This window comes from Hymenobacter properus (genome assembly GCF_015694735.1).
Taxonomy (GTDB): Bacteria; Bacteroidota; Bacteroidia; order Cytophagales; family Hymenobacteraceae; genus Hymenobacter; species Hymenobacter properus.
Genome location: NZ_JADQDP010000002.1, coordinates 929447 through 943348, shown reverse-complemented (window position 1 = coordinate 943348; position 13902 = coordinate 929447). Strand labels below are relative to the sequence as shown.

Annotated in this window: 8 protein-coding genes; 2 read left to right on the top strand and 6 right to left on the bottom strand. The window is 62.1% G+C overall.

The features are described from left to right. Positions 1–25: 25 nt before the first annotated feature. Both I2I01_RS10130 and I2I01_RS10125 read right to left on the bottom strand, forming a co-directional pair. Positions 26–1321: an aminopeptidase P N-terminal domain-containing protein gene (locus I2I01_RS10130; RefSeq protein WP_196286318.1), complete on the bottom strand. Its 1296-nt coding sequence runs from the start codon at positions 1319–1321 to the stop codon at positions 26–28. Positions 1322–1456: 135 nt separating this feature from the next. After that, the gene (locus tag I2I01_RS10125; RefSeq protein WP_196286317.1) at positions 1457–1906 is read right to left on the bottom strand and encodes a hypothetical protein; all 450 of its coding nucleotides are present in this window, start codon (positions 1904–1906) and stop codon (positions 1457–1459) included. Between the two features lie 448 nt (positions 1907–2354). Here I2I01_RS10125 and I2I01_RS10120 point away from each other — a divergent pair, with 448 nt between their 5' ends. Then, positions 2355–2738 (top strand): hypothetical protein, encoded by a 384-nt coding sequence (locus tag I2I01_RS10120; protein WP_196286316.1) that lies wholly within the window; start codon positions 2355–2357, stop codon positions 2736–2738. Between the two features lie 81 nt (positions 2739–2819). Here the strand turns inward: I2I01_RS10120 and trxA are convergent, their stop codons facing one another. Beyond that, positions 2820–3149, bottom strand: coding sequence for a thioredoxin (trxA, locus tag I2I01_RS10115; RefSeq protein WP_196286315.1), 330 nt, complete (start codon positions 3147–3149; stop codon positions 2820–2822). Positions 3150–3515: 366 nt separating this feature from the next. Here trxA and I2I01_RS10110 point away from each other — a divergent pair, with 366 nt between their 5' ends. Continuing rightward, on the top strand, positions 3516–5561 hold the full coding sequence (locus tag I2I01_RS10110) for a Kelch repeat-containing protein (RefSeq protein WP_196286314.1): 2046 nt from the start codon (positions 3516–3518) through the stop codon (positions 5559–5561). 16 nt (positions 5562–5577) lie between these two features. On the opposite strand, the gene dnaE is transcribed toward I2I01_RS10110, so the two are convergent. From dnaE to I2I01_RS10095, 3 genes are all read right to left on the bottom strand, one after another. Beyond that, complete coding sequence (gene dnaE / locus I2I01_RS10105; RefSeq protein WP_196286313.1) at positions 5578–9291, bottom strand: DNA polymerase III subunit alpha; 3714 nt, start codon at positions 9289–9291, stop codon at positions 5578–5580. A gap of 177 nt (positions 9292–9468) precedes the next feature. Continuing rightward, positions 9469–11148 (bottom strand): T9SS type A sorting domain-containing protein, encoded by a 1680-nt coding sequence (locus tag I2I01_RS10100; protein WP_196286312.1) that lies wholly within the window; start codon positions 11146–11148, stop codon positions 9469–9471. 140 nt (positions 11149–11288) lie between these two features. After that, on the bottom strand, positions 11289–13697 hold the full coding sequence (locus I2I01_RS10095; RefSeq protein ID WP_196286311.1) for a LysM peptidoglycan-binding domain-containing protein: 2409 nt from the start codon (positions 13695–13697) through the stop codon (positions 11289–11291). Positions 13698–13902: the final 205 nt, after the last annotated feature.

Here is a 13902-nt window from a genome sequence, read left to right as displayed (position 1 = left end):
TTTTTTCCTATTATACAGCCGGGATTTAGCGCCCTGCCGCCATCAAATCTTCAATGGTATCGGCCTGCAAGGGAATGTCGGCCATTAAATCCTCATTGCCACCGGGCGTGATGAGAATGTCATTTTCCAAGCGGATGCCCAGCCCTTCTTCGGGGATGTAGATGCCGGGCTCGCAGGTATATACCATGCCGGGCTCAAACACGCGGTATTTGTAGCCCACGTCGTGCACATCGAGGCCGAGGTAGTGGCTGGTGCCGTGCATGAAATACTTCTTATAGAGCGGCGCGGCGGGGTCCTGATTTTTAACGTCCGAGGCATTCAGCAGGTCGAGCTTGATGAGTTCCTGCTCCATGCATTCGCCCACCAGGCGGTGGTACTCCTCAATCTCGGCGCCGGCCACGAGGCGGGTTTTGGCGAAGGCCATCACGGCCAGCACCGCGTCGTACACCTGCCGCTGGCGCGGGGTGAACTTGCCGTTGACGGGGATGGAGCGCGACAGGTCGGCCGCGTAGTTGGCGTACTCGGCGCCAAAGTCCAGCAGAATCACGTCGCCATCCTGACACTGGTTGTCGTTGGTGGTGTAGTGCAGCACGTTGGCGTTTTTGCCGCTGGCCACAATGCTGCCGTAGGCCGGCCCGCGGCTGCGGTTGCGCATAAACTCGTGCACAATTTCAGCTTCAATCTCGAACTCCCACACGCCCGGCTTCACGAAGCCCAGCAGCCGCCGAAACGCCTTGCCCGTGATGTCGCAGGCCTGGCGCATCACCCGGATTTCCTCGGGGCTCTTGATGGCGCGCAGCTGGTGCAGCAGGCGCGCGGCGCGGCGGTAGTTGTGCAACGGGTACTGCGCCTGCAGCATCTTGATGAAGCGGGCGTCGCGCGTTTCCACCTCCACCACGGCCCGAATGTGCTCGTTCGAGTTCAGGTACACATTTTCGGCCTCGTTCATCAGCGCGGGCAGCACCGACTTGAAGCTGTCGAGCCACATAATGGTCCGGATGCCGGAGTTCTGCCGGGCCTCGTCCTTGGTCAGCTTGTAGCCCTCCCAAATGAGAATGTGCTCCGACGTCTCCTTCAGAAACAGAATTTCGCGGTGCTGCGGCAGCCGCGCATCGGGGAAGATGACCAGGATGCTTTCCTCCTGGTCTACCCCGCTCAGGTAGAAAAGGTCATTGTTCTGCCGAAACGCCATGGTGCCGTCGGCGTTGGTGGGCATGATGTCGTTGCTCTGGAAAATGGCCAGCGAAGCCGGCGGCAGCAGTTCGCGGAAGCGGCGGCGGTTTTCAACAAAAAGCTCGGGGGCGAGGGGAGCGTAGCGCATGGGCAAGGGTCGGTTAGGAATCTGGGCGCAAGTTAGGCCGCTGGCCGCGGCGGGGCCCGGCGGGTGGGCGCTAATATGCAAAAAAAGGCCTTGCCATCACGGCAAGGCCTTTTTTAACAAGTGCAAGGCCGAACCTTACATTTTGGTTTTGGTCGTTTTTACCGTCGACTTGTTGGCCTTGTAGCGCATGTCGGGCGTGCCGTCGGCTTTCATGGGCCCGGTGGTTTTGGTCATCTTGTTTTCCTTGTAACGCATGTCGGCGGTGCCGTCGGCCTTCACGTGCGTGCTGCTCGACGTGGACGATTTCGTCATGCCCGAAGGCGTGGTCATGGTGCTCGACTTGGTCATCGAACCCGAGCTCTTAGTCATGGTGCTCGACTTGGACATGCCCGCCGGGTTTTGCATCGTGCTCGACTTTGTGGTCACTTTCGAGCCGGGCTGGGTTGTTTTGGTAGTTGTCATCTTCGTTGAGCTGCTGCTCGACGTAGCAGCCGGCGCAGTTTGCGCGGGCATGGTGGTTTGAGCCACGGCGGCCGTGCCACCTAACAAGCTCAGGGAAACGAGGAAACCGAGGATGCGCTTCATGTTGAAAGATAAAAAAAGGGTGAGAGATGGGCCTCCTACGCGACTTGAGGCCATGTAGTTGGCGTGGCATTATCCTCAAGGCGAAGCTGAGGTTGGCAACCGGAACAGTAGCGCTTTAAATTACAATTTCGCAAATCGCATTAAACGAGTATTTAATCCCCATTTCTTCTTCCAAAACCGCCTTAAAAGTGACCCTCCCCGGCCTTTTTCGGCCACAGCCTACACGTATAAAAGCTCCAAATCATTCTTTATTCAGTTAATTATTCGACAGATTATCAATGAGTAAGCACGTCATTTAGAAAATTTCCTTATTTAATAGCAATAATAACTTGAAATATATTTGGCAAAAATGTAATTAGGCATACATTAGCACCCACCGACCAGCAACCACGGCGCTTAGCTGCCGTTTGTGTGGGGCACCGGCATCTTCATTTTATACTCTTTACTCATGAAAAGACACCTCTACTCTTTCGTCCTCGGGGCATTGCTGATTTTTGCGCATAGCGCAGCACAAGCTGCTAACAGCTACCTGCCCACGCCCGACAACCCAACCGAAATGCAGCGCAAAGCCGCCGCAGCCGAACGCCGGGCCGCCGCCCGCGAAAAAGTGGCCGCCGCCAAGCAGGTTTCCAAGATGAAGAAGCTTTCGGTTAAGACAAACCGCTTCGCCGCCAAAATGCAGCATGTGATGTTCGTGGTGCTGGGCCTCGAAGAAAGTAAGGGAGTGACTTCGCCGCGCCAGCTGCGCCGGCAGCTGCACGGCCACCAAAAGCAACTGAAGCTGCACGCCAAAATGCAGTCGCGCATCCGCCGCAGCCATACCCACGACTAATCATCCTCCCCAAAACACCTGAACAGAAAAAGCCCCTTGCCGCACTGGCAAGGGGCTTTTTTATGAACGAGGCGAGGGCGCTTAAGCCGTTACCTGGGCTTCGAGTTTTTGGGCGAGCACGTGCTTGGGCACAGCGCCTACTTGCTTGTCCACGATTTGGCCGTTCTTAAACACCAGCAGCGTGGGGATGCTGCGGATGCCGAACTTCATCGAGGTCTGGGGGTTGGCGTCCACGTCAACTTTGCCCACCACGACTTTGCCTTCGTATTCGCCGGCCAGCTCTTCTACCACGGGGCCTACCATGCGGCAGGGGCCGCACCATTCGGCCCAGAAGTCTACCAATACCGGTTTGTCGCCGCCGATGATTTCTTCGAAGTTGGCGTCGGTGATTTCAATTGCTTTGTGTCCCATTTCGATTGGGGTTGGGGGTTAAATAATGGTCTGGCGTATACGGCCAACGGGGTCGCAAGGTAGCAGATTGGAGGTAAAACAGAGCGGGCAGGGGAAAGTTCAGGCCGGGCCGGCCGTGGGCGGGCAGCGGCGGATTATCTGGGCGAACGGCGCGTTTGGCCAAGCCAACGGCGGGCCGAAGACGACGTGTGGAAATTTTGCGCTATTCTTGATGAGCCAATTAATTACCCCGGCCGGGCTAAATAATTTTTCCGGCTCGCCAAGCCAGCAGGTCTGAAGAAGGCAAACCCAACATCTTCTGCAGCAGGCCACCCGTACTTGCTTCAGTACATTACTGCCGCGCTTCCAGCTCTTTACCATTCCGCTATGCTCACACTGTTTACGCTACTGACCTCGGCATGCCTCCACCCGGCCGCCAACGGCGACACGGTTCGCATCGATTGCGGCAGCTCACAAGCTTATCGCACCACCGACGGACGCCTGTTTCTGGCCGACCAGTATTACACGGGTGGCCGCCCCTATGCCAACCCGGCCATTGTGGACATTGCCGGCACTGCCGACGACGCCTTGTATCGGACGGAACGCAGCGGCCCGCCGTGGCTCGCGCCGCTGCGCTACGACATTCCGGTGCCGGCCGGCGACTACCTCGTGCGCGTGCACTTAGCCGAAATCTACCACGGCGCCACCAACGGCGGCCCCGGCGGCAGCGGCCGGCGGGTGTTTAGCATGCGGCTCGAAGACCAGCGCGTGCTCATCAACCACGACCTCAACGCCACCGCCGGCCCCATGACGGCCGTGGTGAAGGAATACCGCGCTACTGTCACGGATGGCTTTGCGAGCCTGGAGTTTGTGCCGATGGTAGACCAGCCGACCGTGACGGCGATAGAAGTACTGCGACAACCGGCCGGCTCGACGCCGGCCCCTGCGTGTGCCTGGACGCCGCGCGCGGCCAGCGTACTGGAGCGCAAGGAAGGCCAATGCGGCCTGGTGGGCAACCAGTTTTACACCTTCGGCGGTTATTACAGGGGGCTTCTGGCCACTAATCTGACGCAGCGATACGACTTGGCTGCCAATACCTGGGCGACGCTGACTCCCATGCCATTGATGGCCACCCACACCGCTGCCGCCGTGGCCGGCCCAACTATTTGGATAATGGGTGGATTTGTGGGCAACTACCCCGGCGTGGTCACAGATGCGGTGCAGGTGTACGACACGCGCACCGATACCTGGCGCATGGGTCCGCCCCTGCCGGCGCGGCGCGGCGCGGGCGCAGCAGCCCTGCTGGGCCGGCAGCTGCATTACTTTGGCGGAGTTGAGGCCGATATTCAAACCGATTCGCCCATGCACTACGTGCTAAACCTCGACAACGAAGCAGCGGGCTGGCAGGTGGCGGCGCCGTTGCCGCTGCCGCGCTGCCACTTGGGTGGAGCCTCGGTGGGCGGCAAGATTTACGCCCTGGCCGGCCAACACGGGCACAACATTTCGGTGACCCAGACAGCGCTGGTGCACGAATACGACCCACTGACCAATGCCTGGACGCGGCTCCGCGACTTTCCCACCGTGCGCTCCCACTTCGAAGGCACCGTGACGCCCCTCGACGGCCGCCTGCTGACCATAGGGGGCCAGGACGACTACACCAACCGCGAAGATGTGCTCAGCTACGACCCCGGCACCGACCAGTGGACCGAACTTTGCCGACTGCCCACCATGCTCGGCGGCGCCTTTGCCACCGTATTGAATAACACGCTCATCGTGGCGCAAGGCGAAATAGAGGGCGCGCTGGGCCCCGAAACTGCCACGCGCACCACCCCGCTGGCTCGTACCCCGGCTTATAATTTGCATTTTTCGCGGGCTCAGCTCAGCGCCCAGGTGGTGGCTGGCGGACAAGTGGCCGTCCGCAATTTGCTCTGGACGCCCAGTGGCACGGCCAACTACACCCTCAGCGCCTTGCCGGCCTGGCTCACGCTGGCCGCGGGCGCCCGCACCGGAACAGTGGACCCATCGGGGCAGTATGTGGTGCTGCAAGCCGACGCCACCGGCCTCGCGCCTGGCACCTACACGGCCACACTGCAAGCCACTGCCCCCGGCTACGCCGCGGCCAGCAGCACGTTCACGCTGACCGTGACGGCCCCGCTGGCCACGGCCGTTGCTGCCTCACCGGCCCTCCTGCGCCTGTTTCCCAACCCTGCCGCCGACCAAACCACGCTGCAATTCACCGCGCCCTCGACCCAACTGGCGCAGGTTGAGGTGCACAACGGCCTTGGCCAACTGGTGTGGCAGGGCGCGCACCCCGCCGCCCCGGGCGACAACCGCCTTGCGCTCCCTACCTATTTATTGGCCCCCGGTGTGTACACGGTGAGGCTGCGCTTGCGCGAGGGCAGCACCACTGCCCGGCTGGTGCTGGCGCGCTAGGGCACCAGCACTAAGCCTAAATCAGCGTGCAAACTTCCATTTCTAGCTCCTTCATCTTCTCGATAAAAGCCTTCGGCTCAATCTGGAAGCGGCGCGAGAACATGTCGACGGCCAGGTGCTCGTGCGGCTCCACGAACTGGATTTCGAGGCGCTTCGAGCCTTTGGCAAACTCGATGGCTTCTTCCAGGCGGTCGAGCATGGGCTCGGTCACGGTGCGCAGGTCGAGGCGCACGCGCACGCCCTTGCTCATCTTCTCGGCAATGTCGGCTAGCGGCTGAATGCTGAGGATGCGCAGGTCCCACTGGTCCTGGGTGTGGCGGCGCAGCTCCTGCTTGAGACGCACGTACATGGGCGGCACCTGCTCGTTGGGGTAGTTGCGCGGGTTGATGAGGGGCGCAAACTTGGTGTAATCGTCGCGGAACAGGGCCGGGCTGATGCTCGTCTCGTAGTCTTCGAGGGTGAAGGTGCAGAAGGGCTGGCCGGTTTTGGTGGTCTTGAACATCACGTTGGTGATGAGGCCGGCCACGGCTAGCTCCTTGTTCTTAATCTCATCTACCTTTTCCAGGCCGCAGGTGCAGTATGCGTCCAGCTCCAGCTTGTAGCTGTCGAGCGGGTGGCCCGAGAGGTAGAAGCCCACCACTTCCTTCTCGCGGCGCAACTGCTCGGTTTTGCTCCAGGGCTCCATCTCGTGGATTTTGGGCATGGGCGCGGCCACCGCCCCGAAGGCCCCCGCCCCAAACAGGCTGTGTTGGGCCGACTCCTTAGCCGCCGCGTGCTGCTGGCCCACGCGCATGGCCTTTTCGATGAGGTTCTGGTCGCCTTGGGGCGCATCCAGGTACAGGCGGCGGTGCTTGCCGAAGTTGTCGAAGGCGCCGGCCTGGGCCAGGCTTTCGAAGGTTTTCTTGTTCACGGTGCGCAGGTTCACGCGCTTGGCGAAGTCAAAAATGTCGGTGTATTCGCCGTTTTTCTCGCGCTCCTGCACCATGCTTTCCACCGCGAGTTCGCCCGCTCCCTTCACCGCACCCATGCCAAAACGGATGGCGCCCTCCTGGTTCACGTTGAACTTGAGCAGGGATTCGTTCACGTCGGGCCCGAGCACGGGCACGCCTTGCTTGCGGGCTTCCTCAATGAAGAAGGTCACCTTCTTGATGTCGCCCATGTTGTTGGTGAGCACGGCGGCCATGTACTCGGCCGGGTAGTTGGCCTTCAGATAACCCGTCTGATAAGCCACCACCGAGTAGGCGGCCGAGTGCGAGCGGTTGAAGCCGTACTCGGCGAACTTCTCCATCACGTCGAAGACTTCGTTGGCCTTCTTCTCCGGGATGTTGTGTAGCTCCTTGGCGCCCTTGGTGAACTTCTCGCGCTCCAAGGCCATCTTTTTCATGTCCTTCTTACCCATGGCGCGGCGCAGCAAGTCGGCCCCGCCGAGCGAGTAGCCGGCCAGAATCTGGGCCGTCTGCATAATCTGCTCCTGGTACACCATGATGCCCTGGCTGTACTCCAGGATGGGCTTGAGCAGGTCGTGCGGGTACTCTACTTCCTCGCGGCCGTGCTTGCGGTTGATGAAGTTCGGGATGAACTGCATCGGGCCCGGCCGGTAGAGTGCGTTCATGGCAATCAGGTCCTCAATGTTGGTCGGCTTCAGGTCCTTGAGGTACTGCCGCATGCCCTCGGATTCGAACTGGAACGTGCCAATGGTGTCGCCACGCTGGTAGAGCGCGTAAGTCTTTTCGTCGTCGAGCGGAATCTCGTCGATGTCGATTTTGACGCCGTGGTTTTTCTCAATCAGCGTCAGCGCATCCACGATGATGGTCAGGGTTTTGAGGCCCAGAAAATCCATCTTCAACATGCCGGCGCTCTCAATCACCTTGCCGTCGAACTGCGTCACCAACAGGTCCGAGTCCTTCGAGGTTGAAACCGGTATGTACTTAGTGATGTCGTCGGGCGCGATGATGACGCCGGCCGCGTGGATGCCGGTATTGCGCACCGAGCCTTCAAGCTGCGTAGCGAGGCGTAGAATCTGGCCCTTGAGGTTCTCCGGCGATTCATCACGCCGAATCATATCGAGCTCCTGGTTTTCGGCGAAGGCACCGGCCAGGGTGGTGCCGGGCTTGTCGGGCACCATCTTGGTGAGGTCGTTGGTGTGCGGCAGGGGTAGCTCCATGGCGCGCGCCACGTCCTTGATAGACGATTTCGCGGCCATCGTACCGAAGGTGATAATCTGGGCCACCTGCGTTTTGCCGTACTTGTCCACCACGTAGTCGATGACGCGCTGGCGGTTCACGTCGTCGAAGTCGATGTCAATATCGGGCATCGACACACGCTCGGGGTTGAGGAAACGCTCGAACAGCAGCGAGTACTTGATGGGGTCGATGTTGGTGATGCCCACGCAGTAGGCCACGGCCGAGCCGGCGGCCGAGCCCCGGCCCGGGCCCACGGCCACGCCCATGTTGCGGCCCTTGTTGATGAAGTCCTGCGTGATGAGGAAATAACCCGCAAAGCCCATCGTCTGGATGATGCGCAGCTCGTAGTCAAGCCGTTCCTCAATCTCGGGGGTGCGCTCCGAGTAGCGCGGCGGCTTGGTCATGGTCACGGTGCCGTTGCCGGCGCTCGGGCCAAAGGCGCCCACATAAGTCAGCTCGCGCAGGAACTCGTCGGCGTTGGCGAAGGGCGCGGGAATGGGGAAGTTGGGCAACAGGATGTCGCGCGCCAGCTTGGGCGGCGTCACTTTGTCCACAATTTCGTTGGTGTTGTCCAGGCTTTCGGGCACGTCGGCGAACAAGTCGTTCATCTGCGCCTGCGTCTTGAAGAAGAACTGGTCGTTGGCGAAGCCAAAGCGGGTGTGGGGCTTGGGCTTCTGCAGCTCCTCGTCGATGCGGCGCAGTTGCTGCTGGGCTTTTTCGTCGCGGCCGTAGGCGGCGCGCAGGTTGTCCAGCAGGTCGTACTTCACCTCGCCCTTGCTGGTCATCAAAGTGTAGTAGTTGGTGCGGATGTCGCCGACGGGGATGCTGTGCTCCTCACCAGTGTTCACGCACAGCAGCAGGTCGTGGGCGGCGTAGTCGGTCTGGTCGACGTAGTGCGAGTCGTTGGTGCAGATGACTTTGACGTTGTATTTCTTCGCAAAGCCCAGCAGCACCTGGTTCACATCTTCCTGGCTTTTACCGGTGCCGTCGAAGTTCATCAGCCCGTGGCGCTGGATTTCGATGTAAAAATCCTCACCAAACAAGTCGAGCCACCACTTCAGCTTTTCCTCGGCCTCGGCCTCAGTGCCGAAGAGAATGGTTTGCGGAATCTCGGCCCCAATGCAGCACGAGGTGGCAATGAGGCCCTCGTGGTATTTCACCAGCAGCTCCTTGTCGATGCGCGGAAACTTGGAGTACACACCCTCGATGAAGCTCAGCGAGCAGAGCTTGGCCAGGTTGTGGTAGCCGGCCTGGTCTTTGGCTAGCAGCAGCTGGTGGAAGCGGTTGTCGCGCTCCCCCTTTTCGCGGCTGAAGGTCTTGCGGTGCCGGTCCTCCACCAAGTAGAACTCGCAGCCCACGATAGGCTTCACGTTGTACTTGTTGGCTTCGGCCACGAAGTTGAACGCGCCGAACATGTTGCCGTGGTCAGTGAGGGCCACGGCGGGCATCTCGTCCTTCTGGGCTTTCTTCATCAGGGCCCCGATGCTGGCCTGGCCGTCGAGTAGCGAGTATTGCGTGTGCGAGTGAAGGTGCGAGAACGTGGGCATGAGAGGCGGCGCTTAATGACGAATGAAGAATGAGGAACGAAGAATTGAGAATGCCGTGTGGGCAATTCCCGTTCTTCATTCCTCATTCTTCATTCTCAAAGATACCCCCGGTTGGCGGGCATTCCCAAACCTCAATTTGCCCCGGTCTGATTCCCTGAGCGGTGCATTTTGGCTTATTTATTCCACCACCACGCGCTGCGTGAGCGGCGCGAGCGCGGCGGCCTGCACGGTGAGCAAGTACACGCCCGGGCCCAGGCCATTAGTAGTCAGGCTGGTGGCCTGGCCGTTGAAAGCTTGTTGCCGAACCAAACGGCCTAAGGCATCGTGCAGGGTGGCGGTAGCGGGGGCGGCCGTCGGCAGTTCTATCCACAACTGGCCAGTGGAAGCTGTGGGATTGGGCCAGCAGCGGAACGCCGTGGTGAGTTGGGGGCGCGTGGCCGAGGTGGTGCGGTTGGCGTTGCGGCGCAGGAGCAGCGGCGCATTCACGGCCGTCTCGATGGCGAGCACATCCAGGTCGCCGTCGTTGTCCATATCGGCCACGGCCAAGCCTCTGGGGGCGCCGCTGCTGGCCACGGTGGCCGCCGCGCCGAAACCTCCCCGCCCGTCGTTGAGATGCACGAAGTCGCCGACGCCGTGTACGAGCAGGTCCAAGTCGCCGTCGCCGTCGAGGTCGGCGAAAGCGGCCCGCTGCGCACCAGAACCCGACGTGAGCGTGGCGCCCGCGGCAAAAACACCGGCCCCGTTGTTGAGCAGCAGCCGAACCGGGCTGGCCATCTGGTAATCCACCACGGCCAAGTCGAGGTCGCCATCGCCGTCCACGTCGCCCAGCGCAGCACCGCCCGAGTAGTTAGCGGCCGGGTACACGGGGCCGGCGGTGTAGCTGCCAGCGCCGTTGTTGAAAAAGGGCTGCGCAAAGCTGTCGACCCCATTGCCATTGCAGCACAGCACTAAATCCAAATCGCCATCCTGGTCAAGGTCGCCCGGCTGGAGCGTGGCATAGCCGTATTGCGCCGGCACCGTCGTCGCCATGGCGGCGCCAAAGCTGCCCGTGCCGTTGTTGAGTCGCACCTCAAACTGGCGGGGCGCCGCGCTGTTCCAGTTATAATAAGCCATATCCAAGTCGCCGTCGCCGTCGGCGTCGAACAGCAGCAGGCTGCTGGCTGAAGTGTTGACAGCCGAGGTGGAAACCGCCGAAACGGTAAAGTTGCCGGCCCCGTCGTTGCGGGCGATGTCGAACTGCGAAGGCCGGGCAGCACAGGCCACCACATCCAAGTCGCCGTCGCCGTCGATGTCGCCTACGGCCACCTGTTCCGCGTTGTTTGCGACGGAAATGAATCGGTTGGCGCTAGTAAGTTGGCCGCTGCCATCGTTCAGGTACCACGCCAGCAGCCCCGACCCATACCCGCCGGGCACCAGCACGTCGAGGTCGCCATCGCCGTCCAAGTCGGCGGGGGTAATGGTCGCGGTGCTGCCGCTGGTCTGGCCGGGCGCCGTATTCACGGAAGTGGTGGTGGTGAAGGTGCCCGTGCCGCCCGTGGCGGCGGCCACGAATTGCCACACGTGCGGCGAAGCGCCGGTCAGGCTGGTGGTCACCGTTTCGCCGGGCCGAAAATCGACGGCCGGGGCGAACGTCACGGCATTGCCGCTCACGGTGCTGCTGCCAGCCTTCCGGCCGCCGGCCTGGGCACTGAACACGCGCAGGGCGGCCATTGGGGCCGGCGCAGCCAAGGTGGCGGAGACGACGGTAGCGCGGTTAGCAGCCGGCGCATTGCGCGCGGGCACGAGGCTGCTGACCGGCTGGCCCCAGGCAGAGCTGGCCAGCAAAAGCATGGGGAGAGTGGCGTAGCTTTTTTTCATGAAGTTTAGATGAAAGGAAGGTAGTTGCAAATGTGCATTAAAACCTTTGTTTCAGCTAGTTTTCTTCATCTACAAACCAGTTGTTTCTGGCAATTTTCGGCCACTCGGCGCGTCCACCACCACTCACTCGTCGAACCAAATTACTTGGCAGGAGCTTGCACCCGCAGCACTTCTCCAATCTTAGCCGAAGCATCTTCGGGTGCCTTGCCATTCCAGGCCTGCAAATCAGCTACGGCCACTTTGTACTGCCGGGCAATGCTATAAAGCGTTTCACCCTTAGCTACGGTGTGCGTGGCTTGGCTGGCGGGGGCCACGGGCGCAGCCGGCGTGGCAGCGGCGGCCGCAGCCGCCGGGCTGGTTTTCTTGGGCACGTACAGCATGGCCGGATTAATCCGGCCGCTGGATTGGGAGGCCGGGGCAGGCGCTTGGCTGGCCGCTGGGGCGGGCTGCTGGGGCGCTTTGGCCACTGGCGCCGCCTTGGATACGGCGGGCGCAGCTTCGGGCTCGGCGGCTTTCAGCTTCAGGGTTTGACCCAGCACCAAACCGTAGGGCGGCTGAAGCTGGTTGATGGCAATCAGCGTAGCCGGCGGAATGTTGTAGAGACGGCTGATGGAATACACGGTTTCCTTGGCCTCGACGCGGTGGGTGGCATCGGCGGGTGCGGCCTTCGGGGCCACGGCCGTCGGCTTTGTTACCGCCACGGGCGCCGTAGCTACTGGCTTAGCCGCCACAACCGCCGGGTAAGTGGGCGCGGGCTCAGCAGCCTTGGCCGGGGCTGGCTTGGGCGTGGGGGCGGGTTTGGATACGGTGGTGGGGCGCGCCGGCGCAGGGGCCACCGCGGCCGAATCTATTTCCCCGGGGTCGTCGGCCAGGGGGGCGGGCGCCGGAGCAGCGGCGGGCGGCGGCAGGTAAGTCGCTTTGGCCACTGCCGGCCGGGCGGGTGTCGGTGCCGGCGGGGTGGGCGCAGGCACGGCGGCTACCGGCGCAGGAGCCGGAGCTACTGCGGGCGTCGGAACGGGAACCGGAGCCGCGGTAGCAGCGGCCGTGGCCAGAGTTTCGCCCCAGCCGTCGGCGTCGTCGGCCACTACGCGCTTGGACTTGGTTTTGCCGTCCTCGCTTTTCACCTTGACTTTCACCTTCACCTGGCCGCTTTCGGTGGCCGCACGGCGGGGCAGGGTAATGGCTTCGTTGGCGGTGCTTACCAAGGCGTCGGTTTCGCGCTCGGCGGCCGTCGGGGTGCTGCTGGGGCGCTCCAGGGCCACCGATTCGGTGAGGGCGCGGTATTCGATGGCGGTTTCGCGTGGGCGCGTGTGCTGCAGCCAGAGCACGCGACCGGGGCGCAGCTCCTCGTTGCGGGCCATGCGGTTTTTGTTGTACACGGCTTTCTGGCGCATGCCGTACTTCTGGGCTACGTCGAACACCGTTTCGCCGGGCTGCAGCACATGGTATTCCACGGCGGCCGCGTCGCGCTTGCTTTGCAGGTAGTACGGGCGGCCGGCCACCACTTTGTCGAAGCCGGTCATCTCATTGTGGCGCAGGAACTCGCCCAAGCGCTTGTGCGCGCGGCGGGCCAGGTCCACCATGGTTTCGCCGGGTAGGGCGATGAGGGCGCGCAGGCGGTTGATGCGCACTTCGGCCGTGTTGCCGGCCACGGCGGGTGCATTCAGCAGCTCACCGCGGCTTTGCAGGCGCTGGTTGGCCAGAATGCCGGCGGCCTGCGTCACGTCGCCCACGGGCACAATGAGCGTGTAGGGCCGGTCGGCAGGCACGGTAGCGGCCAGCAGCCAACGATTGTGCAGAGCCAGGGCGGCGGGGTCCACGTGCAGGGCCGCAGCTTGGGCGGCCAGGGGCTGCCCGGCCACGGCCGGAAACTCCTGAAGCAGCAGCGCGGGCTTGGGATTCAGACCGCAGGCGGGCTCGAAAACCACTTTGTGCGCCAAAAACGCCAGCACATAGGGCGAGGTGGCCTCCGTAATGGCCATTTCGGTGGCGTCGAAATCAGAAGGCAGCGTGTAGGGCTGCACGCCGGCGGGGCCGGTGTAGTAGCTCAGCAGGGCGTTGAGCCAGTTGTGCAGCGGTTTGTTGTTGCGGCTGAGGTAGCGGGCGGCGGCGCGGGTGCTGGCCGCCAGGTGCTGGCGCTCGTCCACAGCGTCGTTCACGGTCAGGCCCAGGCCGGTGGCGGTTTCCTGCTTGAGCTGCCAGTAGCCTACGGCTTCGTGGTTGCTGCGGGCGTCGCCAATCAGGGCGCTTTCCTGCAGGGCCAGGTAGCGAAAGTCGAGCGGCACGCCTTCCTCCTTCAATACCCGGTCGATGATGGGGAATGAAGCATCGGCCAAATCCACCCGAGCCTGGAATGAAGGCTGGTGGCGGCTCAGGCCGTCTACCTTTTGCTGCACCAGGCGCTGGGCTTCGGCATTCAGCACAAGGTGCAGGCCGGCCACGTCGAGGGCGGCGGGCACGGTGGGACGCAAGGGCGAGGTGGTTTGGGCCACCACAGACTGTATCAGAAGCAGGCTCAGGCCGAGCAACAGGGCAACGGAATTTCGCATAAGCAAGACGGGCGGAAGGCGGCCACCGCGGCCCCCTCCCGCCCGGAAGTTGCAAAGAACCTGATTTTTGAGCAAAAAGCCGCCTCTCGGTTGTCATGCTGAGTGCAGCGAAGCATCTTTACTGCAATGGTAATTTGATTTACTGCTGCGGTAAAGATGCTTCGCTGCACTCAGCATGACGGTCGATGTGACGTGCCGACTGCGT